The organism is Streptomyces sp. NPDC041970, from assembly GCF_055588985.1.
In genome coordinates this window covers 139,317-154,970 of the sequence record NZ_JBVJCD010000011.1, presented here as the reverse complement: position 1 = coordinate 154,970, position 15,654 = coordinate 139,317, and the positions used below count along the sequence as shown (strand labels likewise).

The following is a 15,654-nucleotide window of genomic DNA, read 5'->3' as shown; positions in this document are numbered from 1 at the left end:
GAAACGCCCGGTTACATTCCGAACCCGGAAGCTAAGCCTTTCAGCGCCGATGGTACTGCAGGGGGGACCCTGTGGGAGAGTAGGACGCCGCCGAAAAATTTTTCCGGGAAAGCCCCGTGCCATTGGCACGGGGCTTTTCTGCGTTCACGACGTTCCGGCCGGCCGTTTATCGGTTGAGCGCGGGCCCGACGGGGGCCAGGATCAGGGCATGGACTACGTGATACGCGCGGTGCGGGCCGACGAATGGCCGCAGGCCAGGCGACTGCGGCTGGAAGCCCTGAAGGACCCGGTGGCCCCGGTGGCGTTCCTGGAGACGTACGAGGACGCCCTGGAGAAGCCGGACGCGTTCTGGCAGGAGCGTACGGCCAACGGGGCCGAGGACGGCGCCGGAAGCGTCCGCCAGTTCGTCGCCGAATCGCCCGAAGGGGCGTGGGTGGGAACGGCCACGGTCCTCGTCGAGCGGCCGGAGGACATCGCGCGCTTCGGAGAACCGGCCACGGTGAACCAGGGCCACCTGGTCGGGGTGTTCGTCCGCCCCGAGGTGCGGGGGACCGGGGTGACGGACGCGTTGTTCCGTACGGCGGTCGCGTGGGCCTGGTCGTTGACCGAGCCCCGGCTGGAACGCGTGCGCCTCTACGTCCACGAGGACAACCCGCGCGCCGCGGCCTTCTACCGGCGGTTCGGGTTCGCCCCGTCCGGCCGGCGCGTCCCGGCTCCGGGCGACGGGGGCGAGCTGGAGGTGGAGTACGTGCTGGGGCGGGAGGACCGGACGGCGTAGACCAGGGCCCGGCACGCCGGCGCCCGGTCGGAGACGGCGTTACGCGGGGCCGGGCGTCGGGACGTGCAGGGGGTCCGGCCAGCGGGCGCGGCCCTGTTCGCGTGAGCGGAGCAGGACGAAGGCGGCCATGCCCCGCTCCTCGCCCGCCGCCAGCAGCTCCGGGAGCTGGGGGAAGGGCGCCACGGCCGCGACATCGTCGAGGACGAGGGTCATTGGTGGGTCGAGCCGACCACCGGATGACCGTGCGGCCACGCGGCGGCCGTGCTCGACCACGTCTGCGGCGAGCGCGGTGAGGAGGGGCATGGCGCCGGGGCGGGCGCGCGGATCCTCGATGGGCTCGCCCACCACGTAGAGCGTTCCCCCTTCGCCCGCGAATGATGCCAGCGCGAGCGCATCCGCCCGGTTCGCCGTGCAGGCCTCCCGGATGTGCACCGTGGACAGCGCGGCGAACGCCCGTACCGTCAACTCCTGGGCCACCTCGCGGCGTTCCGGGTAGGCGCTGAGGGCCGACTCCAGCAGACCGGCGAGGCCGGACGCGGCCTCGGGGTGCGTACGGAGGAGGCGCACGGGCTCGTGGGCGCCGGAGCCGGCGGCCCAGCGGAGGACCTGGCGGAAGGGCCGGCCGTCCACCGCGGCGGCGTGCAGCCAGCACTGGAGGAGGGTCTGCGCCGTGTCGGCCACCGCAGCGTCGATGCGGGCCTGCGGGCGTACCGGGGCGAGCAGGGCGGCCGCGCGGGCGGCGGCCGTGTCGGGGTGCTCGCAGCCTTCGGTGGGCGACCAGTGGAGGCGGCCGGGGGTGTCGCAGAGGTGGCCCGGATCGTAGACGAGGACCGGCCCGATCTTCGCGCGGGCGTCCTTCGTCTCCGCCCAGACCGTGGGGTCCGAGGTGACGACCAGGACGGGGCCCTCGGCGTCGTGGACGGCTTGGACGGCGGTGGGTCGCCGGGCGGGCGCGGGGGCGTAGAGGAGGACGGGCGTGCGGGGCGGCGGGACCGGGGCGGGCGGCGCTTCCGCGAGGGCCGGCGGGGGGTCGTGCGGTGCCGGGGCGGCCTTCGGCGCGGGGGCTGCCGGTTCGGCCTCCGGCCCGTACGCCGTCGCTCGCGCGCGGGGGTGCGTACGGAGGTCCTCGCGGCGCCGTTCCCGTACACCGCGCCAACGGGCCACGACGCCGAGGGCGAACACCGCCAGGACCGCCAGCACCATCAACTCGCCGATGAACAGGCCCCAGAACAGCCCGTGACCGGAGAGCTGGGCCGGGGGCGTCTGCGGCCAGGCGGCGGCGAGGTCCTGGGGGGCGGTGGCCAGCTCGCGCAGGGCGAGGGGCGTCCGGGTGTACGTCACGCCGTCCGGCCAGGCCCCGTGCGCGAGGAGACCGGCCAGGCCCGTGGCCGTCCAACCGATCAGGGTGGCGGCGAGGAGGAGGCCCAGGAGGCCGACGAGCAGGCCGTCCGGGATGCCGCCGCTCTGGCCGTGGCCTCCCGCGGGGGCGGGGGCGGGCTCCCGCGCTGTCCGGCGTGCCACGTCAGGCCACCGTTGACTCTGACGACGCGTTCATCCGCTGCTGGTGCTCGATCCTGGCCGCGCGCTGCTCCGCCTCCAGCTCGGCGGCGCGTACGTCCTCGGGCAGCAGGTCGTCCGACGAGCCCTCGGTCATGGCGCGGTCGGTGAAGACCAGGGGGCGTTCGGCCTCGGTGATCAGGTGTTTCACGACCTGGACGTTGCCGTTGACGTCCCAGACGGCGATGCCGGGGGTGAGGGTCGGGATGATCTCGACGGCCCAGCGGGGCAGGCCGATGACCCGCCCGGTCGCTCGGGCCTCGTCGGCCTTCTGGGCGTAGATCGTGCGGGTGGAGGCCATCTTGAGGATCGCCGCCGCCTCCTTCGCCGCGGCCCCGTCGACCACGTCGCTGAGGTGGTGGACGACGGCGACGAAGGACAGGCCGAGGCGGCGGCCGAACTTCAAGAGCCGCTGGAAGAGTTGCGCGACGAACGGGGAGTTGATGATGTGCCAGGCCTCTTCGACCAGGAAGATGCGCTTCTTGCGGTCGGGCCTGATCCAGGTGTGCTCCAGCCAGACGCCGACGATCGCCATCAGGATCGGCATCGCGATCGAGTTGCGGTCGATGTGCGAGAGGTCGAAGACGATGAGGGGCGCGTCGAGGTCGATGCCGGCGCTGGTGGGGCCGTCGAACATGCCGCGCAGGTCGCCGTCGACGAGCCGGTCCAGGACGAGGGCGACGTCCAGGCCCCAGGCCCGTACGTCGTCCAGGTCGACGTTCATCGCCTCGGCGGACTCGGGCTCGGGGTGGCGCAGTTGTTCCACGATGTCCGTCAGGACCGGTTGGCGGTCGGTGATGGTCGCGTTCACGTAGGCGTGGGCGACCTTCAGCGCGAAACCGGAACGCTCGTCGAGCCCGTGCCCCATGGCGACCTCGATGATCGTGCGGAGCAGGGCGAGCTGGCCGGTGGTGGTGATGGAGGGGTCGAGGGGGTTGAGCCGGATGCCGCCGTTCAGCGCCGCGGCGGGGTCCAGGCGGATGGGGGTTATGCCCAGCTCCTGGGCGATGAGGTTCCATTCGCCGACGCCGTCCTCGCCCTGGGCGTCGAGGACGACGACCTGGCGGTCGCGGAAGCGGAGCTGGCGCAGGACGTAGGTCTTCTCCAACGCGGACTTGCCGTTGCCGGACTCGCCGAGCACGAGCCAGTGGGGGGCGGGGAGCTGCTGCCCGTACAACTGGAACGGGTCGTAGATGTAGCCCTTGCCGGAGTAGACCTCGCGGCCGATGATCACGCCGGAGTCGCCGAGGCCGGGGGCGGCGGTGGGGAGGTAGACGGCCTGGGCCTGGCCCGTCGACGTACGGACGGGGAGCCGGGTCGTCTCCACCTTGCCGAAGAGGAAGGAGGTGAAGGCATCCGACAATGCGGACAGGGGGTCTCGCATGGTGGGGGTGCCCTCTCTGCGTGCGGTTCGTGGGGGTGGCGGCCGGCTCGGGTGGTCGGGGTCGGGTGGTCGGGCCGGGGGTCAGCGGCGGATGCCGGTGGCGAACGGGAGCGTGTTCACGAAGGCCCGGTGGTGCTCGCGGTCGCACCACTCGAGCTTGAGGTAGGACTTGCCGGCCGAGGCGCGGATCGTCCGCTTGTCGCGGGCGAGGGCCTCGGGCGAGCGCGACGACACGGTGATGTACCCCACGAGGTTCACCCCGGCCGCGCCGCTGGCGAGGTCTTCACCCCGCTGGTCGAGCCGGCCGTGGGCGGCGATGTCGCGGGGGTCGACCGTGCGGTTCATCTTGGCCTGGCGGCTGGCCTCGGCATCGTCGTTCGTCTTCTCCGTCAACATGCGTTCGATGGCCACCTCGGTGGGTTCGAGGTCCATGCAGACGGCGACGGTACGGATGACGTCGGGTGTGTGGACGAGGAGCGGGGCGAGGAAGTTGACGCCGACGGGGGTCATCGGCCATTCCTTCACCCAGGCCGTGGCGTGGCACCAGGGGGCCCGCGTGGTGGACTCGCGGGTCTTGGCCTGGAGGAAGGTCGGTTCGACCGCGTCCAGTTCGGCGGGCCAGGCGTTGCGCTTGGTCATGGCCTGGATGTGGTCGATGGGGTGGTCGGGGTCGTACATGGAGTGCACGAGGGAGGCGAGCCGGCTCTGCCCGAGCGGCTGGCGTACCCGGATGTCGGCCTCGGCGAGGCGCGCGCAGATGTCGGTGAGCTCGCGGGCCATGACGACGGCGAGGCCGGCGTCGCGGTCGAGCTTGCGGCCGCCGTGCGGGCGGACGGCGCGGGCCATGGCGTTGGCCTCGGCGGCCAGTTCACGGCTGTAGTGCATACAGGCGACGAGGTAGGCGCGGTGCTGCTCGCTGGAGGTGGAGACCATGGACTGGAGCTGGTCGTAGGAGTCCTGGAGCCAGCCGGGGGCCGTCTTGTCGCCGCGCTGGGCGACGTCCTTGGCGTGCGCGTCGGGGTCGGCGGGGAGGGTGCGGGCGAGCATCTGGAGGCGGGTGACGAAGCCGTCGCCGTTGGCCACGTGCTTGAGGAGGGTGCCGAACCGGTCGACGAGCGCTTCCTGGTCCTCGCTGTCGCGGAGGCCGACGCCGGGGCCCTCGATCTCGATGGCGGCGGTGACGGTGCGCCGGTCGGCGTGGAGCAGGACGGCGATCTCGTCGGGTCCGAAGGGGGCCGCGAGCCAACTGATGCGGCCGATGCCGGGCGGCGGGCCGATCTCGACCTCCCGGCCGTCCGCGCTGACGCCCGCCTCCATCGCGCCGGAGCGGTAGGTGGTGCCGCGGCGCAGGGTGCGCTTGTAGCTGCGGTTGATCTCGAACCACTTGTAGAACGTCCGGTGGCGGTACGGGACGTAGACGATGGCGAGGGCCAGCAGGGGGAAGCCCACGAGGCAGACGATGCGCAGGGAGAGCACGGGGACGAGGAGTCCGCTCATCATCCCGAGGAACGCGCCGACGATGATGAGGGCGATCTCGCCGGTCTCGCGGTTCTTGCCGACGATCGCGTTCGGCCGGGCGCGGCCGATGAGATACGTGCGGCGGGGCGTCATCGTGTGGGACTGGGTCGTCAACGCGCTCCACCTCCTGTGTTCGAGTTGCCTGTGCTGCCGGAGCCGCCTCCGCCGCGGGAGGGCCGGCTGCTGTGGGGAGTGCCGGTGGGGCCGGACCCGCCGCGGGGCGCGGGCGCGGCACCCCCGCCGGGCGTACGGGAGCTGTGGGCGGCGACGCCTCCGCTGATCGGGTTGGCGGGCCGGGCGCCGCCTCCGCCGCTGTTCTGGTCGGTGCGGCCGCTGTGGGTCTTGATGCCCTGGGAGACGAGGGCGGCCGGGGAGCTGATCATGGCGGCGGCCTGGGAGCCGTCGGTGGCCTGCTTCCGGTTGGTGCGGGCGCCCTGGATCTCGTCGCCGAAGCCGGGGACGAAGCGGTAGATCATGGCGGAGGCGAAGATGGCGAGCAGGATGATGGCGAGGCCGGAGACGACGGCGGAGAAGGCGTCGGGGCCGTCCTCCGCGGAGAGCGCTCCGGCGAGGCCGAGCACGATCACGATGACCGGCTTGACCATGATCACCGCGATCATGATGCCGGCCCAGCGGCGGACGTGGCCCCACATGTTCTTGTCGACGAGTCCGGCGTAGACGACGATGCCGAGGAGCGCGCCGACGTAGAGCAGGGCGGCGCGGATGACGAGCTCCAGCCAGAGGACGCCGGCCGCGAGGATCGAGACGAGCGAGACGACGATCAGCATGACCGGTCCGCCGCCGATGTCCTCGCCCTTCTTGAGGGCCTCAGCGAACGAGCCGAAGAAGACGTCGGTCTGGCCGCCGGTGGAGGACGAGATGACCTCGGTGACGCCGTCGGTGGCGGAGACGATGGTGTACAGGACCAGCGGGGTGAAGGCCGAGGCGAGGACGGTGAGCCAGAGGAAGCCGACGGCCTCGGAGACCGCGGTGGTCAGGGGGACGCCGCGGATGGCGCGTTTGGCGACGGCGAGGAGCCAGAGGACGAGGGTGAGGATGGTGGAGGCCGCGAAGATGACGGCGTACTGCTGGAGGAACCTGGGGTTGGTGAAGTCGACGTTCGCCGTGCTCTCCACGGCCTCGCTGAGCTTGCCGACGATCCACGCGGCGGCGTCGGCGCAGCCTCGGGCTAGGGAGGAGAGGGGGTCCATCGCGTCGGTGGTGGGAACGTCCTGGGTGCGGACGCTGCCGCTTTCGCCGCCTTCGCAGTAGTCGCGTGCCGGCCCGGCGATCAACTCACAGGGGTCGCTGCTGCCACTTGGGGTCGGTGTGGGAGTGGGTGCGGCTACTGCCCGAGCTGCGAACCCGAGCAGGATGGGCTGAAAAGCTACTATGCCGATTCCGACGGACCAACGGCGTCCCTGCAGGCTACCGGGCATAAGTGAACCCCCCGAATTGGTTGACCGCGTCAGCGATCTCGTCCGATCCGGACACGGGGTTGTCACCAGTGACTGGAGTAGGCCCGTCCCGCTGACCGGTCTTGACTACTTTCCAATCGGAACCATCCCACTTCAACTTCATGGTCACGGTGAACCATCCGTTGGTCACGGGTTTCGTCGAAGCGTCTCCGGTCAGTCCGAAGAGGCCGGAGCACCAGACGTCCACTTCCGCGTCACTGGACGAGTAGGACTTCACCTTCGTCCCGGCCGGGATCGTGCGGTTGACGAAGGTGGAACCCGCAGGGGCGTTGCCGTGGGTGTCGAGGCCGATCTGTGCCAGGAAATCGGGCGAATAGTCGGCGTCGAACCCCGATTGGAGTGCCTCTGCGGCGCTGCTGTGAGCGACGGACCGCACGATGCCTCGGCGACGCTCCTTGTTGAACATCTCCACCGAGCCCAGCGCCACCGCGTAGTTCGCCGCCGCGCTCTGCGCCCCCTGCTCGTCGCGCGCGAAGCCGGAGGCGATGGCGCCGTTCCTGCCCCGGACCGGTGCGGTTCCGGTGGCCGCCGTGGCGTTGCCGTCCGCGGCTGCGGGGCTCTTGGCGCCGGAGGAGGCGTCGTCGTCGCTGCCACCGCCCCGGTTGGCCAAGGCGATGGCAGCGATGAGGAGGACCACGACCCCGGTGATCGTCACGAGGGAACGGGAATTGCGGGCGGGGCGGCGCCCGTGCGGGTGGCCCGCGTCGCCGTCGGGGAGACGGGTACGGGTCTGACGGGTGCCGCCGAGGGTGCTGTACGGGTCGGCCGAGCGGCCTCCCTGGTCCTTGCCGCGGTAGTCGTGCTCGTCGCCGGGGCTCATGCCGCGTACGCCCCCTCGGTCGTGTGCGGTTCCGCGCAGGACGACGGGAGGTGTGCTGGTTGCCGCTGGAACGCGGTGTGGTGACTCGACATCAGGGAGACGCAACCTCAGCCGGTGGGCGCGACGGGCGGACGGTGGGGGGTGGGCTGGGACGGCCCGGTACGGCGTGGCCGGTGGGCGGTCAGACGGCCATCCCGTACACGATGGTGAACAGGGTGCCGAGGGACCCGATGATGAAGACCCCCGTCAGGCCCGCCACGATCAGGCCCTTGCCCTGCTCCGCGCTGAACGTGTCGCGCAGGGCCGTCGCGCCGATGCGCTGCTTCGCCGCGCCCCAGATCGCGATGCCGAGGCAAAGGAGGATGGCGACGGCCATCACCACCTCGATCATGATGCGCGCCTCGTTGCCCAGCGTGCCGAACGGTCCCCAGTCCGGGGCGATTCCGCCGATGATGGTGGTGATGTCGCCCTTCTCTGCTGCCAGGATCATGTAAGTCACCGCCCCTGTTGGGTAGTTAGCTGCCTGTGCCCTTCTGGCACGGGTCGCCTTCTATCTTCGCTGATGAAACCGCGCTCGCACGACGTCTTCCCGGCTCTCTTTACCCGGATCTCGCACGCTTGACCGGTACGGCCACCCTGACCTGCGGAGCGACCGCCTCCTCCCGCACCCGCTCGGTTACTCTGTGTATCACGCGGTGTGACCAGGAGCAATGACGGGGGCCAGGGCTTCCGGAGGCGGTTGCAGCGTTCACGGAGCATGGCGTGTTCGTATGCGCCGTTCGAGAGCCGTCGGTGCGCCGGTCGGCAACCTGTTCGATGCTTCGTCAGGTTCGGGAGGGGAAGAGGGCGCTGTGCGAACGCCCTGCTGTGCCGATGCCCGTGGGGGTGTCGGGTGGGTCGGGACGCCGGCCGCGCGCACGTTCCCCTGCGCGGTGGCCGGCGGTGGGTCCCCTTCCTTCGGGTGAACTGCGCGGACGGCCGGGGGCGTCGCCTTCCCCGCCTCGGGCCGGGAATCACGGGATCGCCTCCGTACGGGCGTGACGTGCCGCGCGGTTGACCGGTGGCGCGTCGCGCACCCCGGATTTGACACAGTCCGCTCTCCACGATCAGGAGACGGGGTGAGCGGTGTGGGCGGAGAGACCGGGGTCGGGCAGCCGACCGGGGGGTGGAGCCGACTGCGGGAGCTGGCTGGGCCGGGAGGAGCGGCCGTACCGGCGGGGACCGGTGGTCCGGCGGGGCCGACCGGGGCGTCCGCCGGTGGCGAGTTGCGGCACAGCGGGGGCCCGTGGGTGCGGGCGGCCGGCGGCGCCGATCACCTGGTCACGCACCTCGGCTCCGTCCGGGGCGAGCTGGAGGCGGCCCACCGGGGTCTGAGCGCCGGGGCCGGTGTGCTGGGCGCGCTGACCGAGCTGGACGCGGTGCGGTCCTCGTGGGTGCGCCGGGTCGAAGAGGCGCGCGGCGAGTGCCGCAGCCTGGCCGAAAACCTGCGGGCCGTCGCCCGAGGCCAGGCGGAGGTCAACGAGGCGGTGAGGAGCGGCTTCGGGAAGGTGGGGACGCCGGGCGGCGGCGGAGCCCGGTGAGCGGGCGGAGCGGTGCGGAGGCGTGGGGGACGGCGTTGACGTGGGCCGCGTTACGGGAGGTGAGGTGCGCCGAGCTGGAGGAGGCCGCTGACGGGTGGGGCAGGGTGTGCAACCGCGCCGCCGCGGCTCGGGATCGCGTCGAGGGCCAACTCCTGCCGGGCCTGCGCGATACGCAGGCGGGGGAGGCGGCGGGGGCGGCCGTCGGGCGGTTGCGCCGGCTGGGGACGAACTTCCAGTACGTCTACACGGAGTGCGCTCTGCTGCGGACCACGTTGAACAGCCTGGCCCATGAGATCAAGACGCAGCAGCGGGCGTTGCAGGAAGCGCTGGACGATGCCGCGGCGTTGACGTACACGGTCCATCCGGACGGATCGGTGACGTATCCGGTGGGCGGCGAGGGCCTGGTCGACGGGAAGCCGCTGGCGGGCGGTACGGCGTCGGGGGTCTCCCATCCGGGCGTGACCACTCCGTCCGGGCTCGTCGCGCCCAACCCCCACGCGGGCAAGGCCCAGGACATCGCGGACCGGGTGGTCCGAGCGGTGCGGGCGGCGGCTGACGCGGACGGGCGGCACACGAGGCTCCTGCGGGGGCTGAGGGCTCAGGACGGCTTGGGCGTCTCCGCCGCGACCTGGACCGACGCCGCGGCGGACGCGGCGGCGGTGCGGCAGGCGGCCGGCGCCTACCTGCGGGACGCGATCCCGTACGACGCCACTCCGGCCGAGCGCAGGAAGTGGTGGGACGGGCTGACGGACGGGCAGCGCGAGGAGTACCTCGCGGTGTACCCCGATCGCATCGGCAACCTGGACGGGATCCCGGCCCTGGTCCGGGACGCGGCGAACCGGGACAACCTCCACCTGCTGATGGGCAAACTGGAGGGGCGGGACGACGAGGACGCGGCGACCGAACTGGCCGCGCTGCGGGAGATCGACCGACAGCTACGGGCGACGCCGAGGGTGGGAGAGCCGCCCATGTACCTGCTCGGCATCAGCGACGAGGGAAACGGCCGGGCGATCGTCGCCTACGGGAATCCGGATACGGCACGGAACGTGGCGGCGTACGTGCCGGGGCTGAACACGTCGTTGGACGAGCAGTTCGCGACGGACGATCTCAAGCGGGCGCGCGACCTGGCCATCGCCTCGAATCGCCACGGGGCGCCCGCCGCTGCCATCGCCTGGCTCGGGTATGACGCACCGCAGTCGCCTGACGGGCTGGGAAGCCTTGCCGTCGCGGTCGGGGGGAGGGCAGAGGACGGCGGTCGGTCCTTCCGGGAGTTCATGGCGGGAATCGAGGCGACCAACGGAAACGAGGAACCGCATCTGACGGCCATCGGCCACTCCTACGGTTCCCGAACCGTGGGGGCTGCTGCGATGCAGTCGGGCGGGATTCCCGGCGTCGACGAGGTGGTCTTCGTCGGGAGTCCAGGAGTGGGCGCGGACAGCGCCGACGAACTCGGAGTGGGCAGAGATCATGTGTTCGTCGGCGCTGCGGCCAACGACGTCGTGACCAAACTCCCGTCGAGGGGTCAAGCGGTCGTCGGGGCGGCTGAGATGTTGGTCGGTGGTCCGGCTGCCGCGTATTTCTTCGGTGATCTGGCCGATGCGGGAGACGACGACGTGTGGTTCGGCAAGGACCCGGCCAGCGAAGCGTTCGGGGCGAGACGGTTCGAGGTGGGGGCCGGACCGCCTTTGATCGGGAGCGGCGGGGTGACGGTCGATGCGCACTCGGAGTACTTCGACCCGCTCGCCGACATGACTTCGGTTGAAAACATGGCACTGATTACTTCCGGTCATGCCTATAAAATCAGAACGGAAGAGCCGCGCTGATGCTCCGAATCCGCAGGCTGAGTTTCCTCCTTCTTGCCTGGGTTCTGATGGCGGGGTGTGCTGAGAGGCAAGAGGAACCTATGGACATGCAACGTGCTGCGGAACGCGCTGATGAGGTTCTCGACAGCGTTCTTGCGGAGATCGAACCGAGTGTGCGTTGGGTACACGGCCCCACAACCACCGGAAGCTGCACGGTTACCCGTCGGAGAACGGTCATGACCATCGTCTCTGCTGAGCGAAGGGGGAGTCTGCTGGGGTTGGTCGACCGCTTTTGGCGAAAGGCGGGATACCGTATGACAGCGATCAATAATGATGTCGATGTCCCTGCGATCTATGCACAGACTCGCGACGGGTTCCAAGTCGGACTGATCGTCGCCGACAAGGGGCAGGTGCACTTCGACGTCTACAGCCCCTGCGTCCGCCGTTCCGAGGTGGCCGACTCCACCCGCAAGGCCACCGCGCCGCTCGATCCCGAGGCGGAGTTCATCCCTCGCCCCAACATCCACTCCGACTTCTGGTCCGCGAAGTCCGCGAGCGCTCCGGCCGCTCGGGGCGCCGGCGCGCCCTGGCCGTGAGCGGCGACCGGCATCCCGCGGCTTCGAGCAGCGAGTCCGGCCCCGGCGCGCGTGCCGCACGGGGTCGTCCTGGGCGGCGCGATCAGGATCAAGGGGCGCGTCCGGCCCCGTCGACGGGCGCTGGTCCACGCGTCCCCGCCAGGGTTCTCCGAGGCGCGAAGGGAGCGGCTCCGCGCAGGCCCGCCGTGCCCGTCACCCGTGGGGCTGACGGGAGGTCAGCGCCCCCGTGTGCTTCGGGTGCGCCGGTGATGTGCCGCAGATGACTCGCACACACCCGCGAAAACGTCTCTGAACTGTCCCTCGATGGGGGATGGTTGGAGGGTGCGGAAATTCTGGGTGTTCGGTGGCATCGGCGTCGGTCTGATCATGTGCCTCCTGGCGCTGCTCGTCGTCGGTACGTACTCCGCCGCCGCCGGTCTCGCCGGGGCGGGCGGTGGCGGGGCCGTCGCGTTGGCCAAGGGCGCGGTGCCGGCGCGGTTCCAGCCGCTCGTGCAGAAGTGGGGGAACCTCTGCCCCGCGATCAACCCCGCCCTGCTGGCGGCGCAGTTGTACCAGGAGAGCGGGTGGAACCCGAAGGCGCAGAGCCACGCCGCCGCGCAGGGCATCGCCCAGTTCATCCCCGGCACGTGGGCCACGCACGGGATCGACGGCAACAACGACGGCCGGCGGGACGTCTGGGACCCGGCCGACGCGATCCCCTCGGCCGCCTCGTACGACTGCGAGCTGGCCGGGTACGTGAAGAAGGTGCCGGGCGACGCGACGAGCAACATGCTGGCCGCCTACAACGCCGGGGCCTACGCGGTGATCAAGTACGGCGGTGTGCCGCCCTACGCGGAGACGCAGAACTACGTCAAGATCATCCGCTCGCTGGAGAAGAGCTTCGCCCGTCCGGTCGGTCGGGTCGCGCCGTCCCGGCAGGCGGCCGGGGCCATCTACTTCGCCCAGAAGAAGCTCGGCACGCCGTATCTGTGGGGCGGCAACGGGACGCCCGAGCAGCAGGGCCGGTTCGACTGTTCGGGGCTGACCCAGGCGGCGTACCGGACCGTCGGCATCGAGCTGCCGCGTGTGGCCAACGACCAGTACAACGCGGGTCCGCACCCCTCTCGGGACGAACTGCTCCCGGGGGACCTGGTGTTCTTCTCCGACGATCTGACCAACTCGCGGGCGATTCGGCACGTCGGGATGTACGTCGGTGGCGGCTATATGATCAACGCGCCGTACACCGGTTCGGTCATCCGGTTCGACAAGATCGACACGCCTGACTACTTCGGCGCGACGCGGGTCACCAAGGACGGCGCGGCCGCCCTTCCGACGGATCTGCCCCCGGCGTGACGGATGGCCCCCGTGCGGTGAGGCGGACTGACGGGCAGTCCGTCCCGGCCGCGACCCTGTGTGAAGCCCAGGCCCTGAGCTGCGACGACGAGTCACTCTTCGATAACGTCATGGTGATCATTCGGTGGAGAGCGGAACGCACACGACCGCCGGGCCGTTCCCTGGACGAGAGACGGGAACGGCACACGCACCGACCGCGCGTGCGGGGTGCGGCGCAGGGCGGTGGGCGCGCAGTGGCGTAACGGGATCGCACAGACCACGGGGGTTCGACCACGGCGGCGCGCAGAGACGCGCGTCGCAGCAGAAGCAGCAGACAAGGCAAGGGGCCGCAGCAGATGGCTGGACTCGAACTCGATGGGTCGAACCCGGACGTCAGTCTGCTCTACGACATCAACGGGCTGGCGAAGGCCGCTCCGACCTGGTTCGACCGGGTCATGGAGTTCGTCGGCGAGTACGGGATCATGATCGGCCTGGTCCTCGTGGGCCTGTGGTGCTGGTGGAGTATGCGCGGGCGCGGGACGGCCGAGGACGCGGTGACGGCGGCCGCGGCGATCGTCTGGGCGCCGCTCGCGGCCGCGATCGCGATCCTGATCAACGTGCCGATCCGCGGATTCGTCGAACGGCCGCGGCCCTTCAACGACCACGAGGGCCTTGACGTCCTGATCCACGGCAAGACGGACTTCTCGTTCGTCAGCGACCACTCCACCCTGGCGATGGCCATCGCCGTCGGCATCTTCGTGGCCAACCGGAAGTTCGGCTTCTACGCGATCGGCCTCGCGCTCTTCGCGGGCTTCAGCCGGATCTACATGGGCGTCCACTACCCGACCGACGTGATCGGCGGCTTCGCCCTCGGCACGGCCGTCACCCTCCTCCTGGCCCCGCTCGCCATGGCTCTGCTGACCCCGCTGATGGCGGCGGTCTCCCGTTCGGAGCGCGTCGGCTGGTTCGTCCGGTCCAGGAAGGCGGCCGCCGCGTACGCCGATCAGCCCGGCGGGGCGACGGGCATCGCCGAGCCGCGGCGCGGGTCCCGGCAGGGCGACCCCGGAGAGAAGGACCTCGCCGCCTGACGTCGTTCCGTCGTTCACGGACGGGGCACGCCGCCTCGCGCGCCTGTGGTCGGCCCGTACCGCCTGTGGTCGGCCTCGCGCAGGCGTAGTCCGTCCCGCGCAGGGCGGTCCGTCCCGCACCGGCATAGTCCGCTCTGTGCAAAGGCGGTCCGCCCCGCGCGGGCGACCGGCCTCCACCTGCCGCTTGCCCTCCGTACCCCCAGGTGCTCACGAGCGCCTGGGGGTACGTGCTGTGTCGGCTCCTCCGGGTCGGCCCGCGCCGCGCGGGCCCGGAGTGGGCCCGCGGGTCAGACGCGGGTGGTGTGCTCGGTGGCGTCGGTCCGGGCGCGGTCCCGCGATCTGCGTGCCGGTCCCGCCCAGCCGCAGGTGCAGCGGGCCAGGCAGAAGGAACCGCGCTCGATGGTGGTGGTGGTGTGCTCCGCCGCCTGGACGGTCGGCGGGGCGGTCAGCGGGGTGGGGGAGGCGTCGGCCGGGGCGGTCGGCTCGGTGGTGGCCGAGCGGGTGAGGGCGGACCGGAGTCGGGGGCGCGGGACGTCGGTGCGGGCTGAAACAGAAAGCTCCTCATGCACGGAACCACGGTACTGCGGACGGCCGCCCTCCGGGGGAATCGCGTCCTGGTCGCCCCCCGCCGCACCGCCCCCGCGCACCCGCCCGCTTCACCGCCCGCCGCACCCACCACACCCCCACCCGCCCCCGCCCCGCGTGACGGGGGGCGGGGGCGGTCGTTATGCGGGGCGGGTGAGGGCTGGGCCGGGCGGTAGTCGTTGGGGGTTGGCAGGCGATGGTGGTGCGGCAGTACAGGTACGGAGGCGGGGCGCGCGCTGCCTGCGCCCTCGCCGTGGCCGGGGTGATCGTGGTCACCGCCGGGTGCTCGAAGGGCGACGGCGGCGACGGTTCCGGGCAGCGCGCAGTGGCCGCGGAGCGTCCGCTCGACGTGCTCGGCCAGGCGGCGGACGCCCTCGTCGAGGCGGGCGGCGCGGAGACCCGTACGTCGATGGAGACGGTGGCCGGCGGGACGCGGGTGACGATCCGGGGGCAGGGCGCGTACGACTTCCGCAAGCAGACGGGGCGCATCAAGGTGGTGCTGCCCGAGGACGCGGCGGGTGCGGGCGGCCACCGGCCGATCACCGAGCTGCTGGCCCCCGGCGTGCTGTACATGAAGAACCGCGGCGCCGGGGTGCCCGACGACAAGTGGGTCCGGATCGACACGACCGCGTTGAAGGACGGCAACCTCGTCACCGGCGGGGTCACCGATCCGATGGCGGCCGCCGAGCTGCTGCGGGGCGCGGCCGGTGTGACGTACGTGGGGAAGTCCGAGCTGGCCGGGGTGACGGTGCATCACTACCGGGGCGTCGCGGATCTGGGCCGGGCGGCGCGGGCCGCCTCCGCGCTGTCGCGCGGGGCCCTGACGGCGGCGGCGAAAGGGTTCAGCAAGGACGCCGTCCCCTTCGACGCGTATCTCGACGAGGACGGCCTGCTGCGGAAGATCCGCCACCGCTTCAGCTTCCCCGCCGAGGGCGCGCAGGTGCCGGTGGTCTCGACGCTGCTGCTGTACGGGTTCGGACTGCCGGTCGCGGTGGCGCTGCCGGACGGGCAGGACATCTACACCGGCGCGATCCGGCAGAGCTGAGGCCGTGCCCGTGCGGACCGGTCGCGGGCGCCGAGGTGGGGCGGGCGGTCGGCGGGGCCGGTGGGGAGGGGGCGTGAATGGTCCGTCCGTGCCATGCGCGGCGCGTGCCGCG

14 protein-coding genes and 1 rRNA gene are annotated in these 15,654 nt (G+C 71.7%); 8 read left to right on the top strand and 7 right to left on the bottom strand.

Annotated elements, in window-relative coordinates; translation table 11 throughout:
- Together rrf and ACZ6EJ_RS09185 are read left to right on the top strand one after the other, a co-directional pair.
- Positions 1-96, top strand: a 5S ribosomal RNA gene (gene rrf / locus ACZ6EJ_RS09190); the annotation flags it as partial.
- Between the two features lie 112 nt (positions 97-208).
- Positions 209-778 (top strand): GNAT family N-acetyltransferase, encoded by a 570-nt coding sequence (locus ACZ6EJ_RS09185; RefSeq protein WP_469265638.1) that lies wholly within the window; start codon positions 209-211, stop codon positions 776-778.
- A gap of 39 nt (positions 779-817) precedes the next feature.
- Here ACZ6EJ_RS09185 and ACZ6EJ_RS09180 read toward each other — a convergent pair whose 3' ends face one another.
- From ACZ6EJ_RS09180 to ACZ6EJ_RS09155, 6 genes are all read right to left on the bottom strand, one after another.
- Positions 818-2,299, bottom strand: a complete 1,482-nt coding sequence (locus tag ACZ6EJ_RS09180) for a type IV secretory system conjugative DNA transfer family protein (protein WP_469265637.1) — start codon at positions 2,297-2,299, stop codon at positions 818-820.
- A 1-nt stretch (position 2,300) separates the two neighbouring features.
- The gene (locus ACZ6EJ_RS09175; protein WP_469265636.1) at positions 2,301-3,719 is read right to left on the bottom strand and encodes an ATP-binding protein; all 1,419 of its coding nucleotides are present in this window, start codon (positions 3,717-3,719) and stop codon (positions 2,301-2,303) included.
- Positions 3,720-3,800: 81 nt separating this feature from the next.
- Positions 3,801-5,351 carry an SCO6880 family protein gene (locus ACZ6EJ_RS09170; protein WP_469265634.1) on the bottom strand — a complete coding sequence of 517 codons (1,551 nt, stop codon included), beginning with the start codon at positions 5,349-5,351 and terminating at the stop codon, positions 3,801-3,803.
- Entirely contained in the window at positions 5,348-6,676 is a 1,329-nt protein-coding gene (locus ACZ6EJ_RS09165) for a hypothetical protein (RefSeq protein ID WP_469265632.1), read from the bottom strand. The genes ACZ6EJ_RS09170 and ACZ6EJ_RS09165 overlap by 4 nt, the downstream gene beginning before the upstream one ends.
- Positions 6,666-7,535 (bottom strand): DUF8175 domain-containg protein, encoded by an 870-nt coding sequence (locus ACZ6EJ_RS09160; RefSeq protein ID WP_469265630.1) that lies wholly within the window; start codon positions 7,533-7,535, stop codon positions 6,666-6,668. Before ACZ6EJ_RS09160 ends, ACZ6EJ_RS09165 begins: the two co-directional genes overlap by 11 nt.
- Positions 7,536-7,716: 181 nt before the next feature.
- On the bottom strand, positions 7,717-8,025 hold the full coding sequence (locus ACZ6EJ_RS09155; RefSeq protein ID WP_453544739.1) for a hypothetical protein: 309 nt from the start codon (positions 8,023-8,025) through the stop codon (positions 7,717-7,719).
- A gap of 628 nt (positions 8,026-8,653) precedes the next feature.
- Here ACZ6EJ_RS09155 and ACZ6EJ_RS09150 point away from each other — a divergent pair.
- The 5 genes from ACZ6EJ_RS09150 to ACZ6EJ_RS09130 all read left to right on the top strand — a co-directional run bounded on the left by ACZ6EJ_RS09150 (position 8,654) and on the right by ACZ6EJ_RS09130 (position 13,912).
- A complete protein-coding gene (locus ACZ6EJ_RS09150; RefSeq protein WP_469265629.1) occupies positions 8,654-9,115 on the top strand; it encodes a hypothetical protein in 462 nt (153 codons plus the stop codon).
- Positions 9,112-10,938: an alpha/beta hydrolase gene (locus ACZ6EJ_RS09145; protein ID WP_469265627.1), complete on the top strand. Its 1,827-nt coding sequence runs from the start codon at positions 9,112-9,114 to the stop codon at positions 10,936-10,938. Before ACZ6EJ_RS09150 ends, ACZ6EJ_RS09145 begins: the two co-directional genes overlap by 4 nt.
- A gap of 215 nt (positions 10,939-11,153) precedes the next feature.
- Positions 11,154-11,513 (top strand): hypothetical protein, encoded by a 360-nt coding sequence (locus ACZ6EJ_RS09140; RefSeq protein ID WP_469265626.1) that lies wholly within the window; start codon positions 11,154-11,156, stop codon positions 11,511-11,513.
- Between the two features lie 336 nt (positions 11,514-11,849).
- Complete coding sequence (locus ACZ6EJ_RS09135) at positions 11,850-12,845, top strand: C40 family peptidase (RefSeq protein ID WP_469265625.1); 996 nt, start codon at positions 11,850-11,852, stop codon at positions 12,843-12,845.
- 335 nt (positions 12,846-13,180) lie between these two features.
- A complete protein-coding gene (locus ACZ6EJ_RS09130) occupies positions 13,181-13,912 on the top strand; it encodes a phosphatase PAP2 family protein (RefSeq protein WP_469265623.1) in 732 nt (243 codons plus the stop codon).
- A gap of 287 nt (positions 13,913-14,199) precedes the next feature.
- Here ACZ6EJ_RS09130 and ACZ6EJ_RS09125 read toward each other — a convergent pair whose 3' ends face one another.
- On the bottom strand, positions 14,200-14,481 hold the full coding sequence (locus tag ACZ6EJ_RS09125; RefSeq protein WP_469265621.1) for a hypothetical protein: 282 nt from the start codon (positions 14,479-14,481) through the stop codon (positions 14,200-14,202).
- 212 nt (positions 14,482-14,693) lie between these two features.
- On the opposite strand from ACZ6EJ_RS09125, the gene ACZ6EJ_RS09120 reads away from it, so the two are divergent.
- Positions 14,694-15,542 carry an SCO4651 family lipoprotein gene (locus ACZ6EJ_RS09120; protein WP_469265620.1) on the top strand — a complete coding sequence of 283 codons (849 nt, stop codon included), beginning with the start codon at positions 14,694-14,696 and terminating at the stop codon, positions 15,540-15,542.
- Positions 15,543-15,654 lie beyond the last annotated feature (112 nt).

Excerpts from the sequence above, each read along its gene's own strand:
- ACZ6EJ_RS09160 (WP_469265630.1), bottom strand. The coding sequence starts at position 7,535 with ATGAGCCCCGGCGACGAGCACGACTACCGCGGCAAGGACCAGGGAGGC.
- ACZ6EJ_RS09155 (WP_453544739.1), bottom strand. The coding sequence starts at position 8,025 with ATGATCCTGGCAGCAGAGAAGGGCGACATCACCACCATCATCGGCGGA.
- ACZ6EJ_RS09175 (WP_469265636.1), bottom strand. The coding sequence starts at position 3,719 with ATGCGAGACCCCCTGTCCGCATTGTCGGATGCCTTCACCTCCTTCCTC.
- ACZ6EJ_RS09185 (WP_469265638.1), top strand. The coding sequence starts at position 209 with ATGGACTACGTGATACGCGCGGTGCGGGCCGACGAATGGCCGCAGGCC.
- ACZ6EJ_RS09140 (WP_469265626.1), top strand. The coding sequence starts at position 11,154 with ATGACCATCGTCTCTGCTGAGCGAAGGGGGAGTCTGCTGGGGTTGGTC.
- ACZ6EJ_RS09165 (WP_469265632.1), bottom strand. The coding sequence starts at position 6,676 with ATGCCCGGTAGCCTGCAGGGACGCCGTTGGTCCGTCGGAATCGGCATA.
- ACZ6EJ_RS09130 (WP_469265623.1), top strand. The coding sequence starts at position 13,181 with ATGGCTGGACTCGAACTCGATGGGTCGAACCCGGACGTCAGTCTGCTC.
- ACZ6EJ_RS09120 (WP_469265620.1), top strand. The coding sequence starts at position 14,694 with ATGGTGGTGCGGCAGTACAGGTACGGAGGCGGGGCGCGCGCTGCCTGC.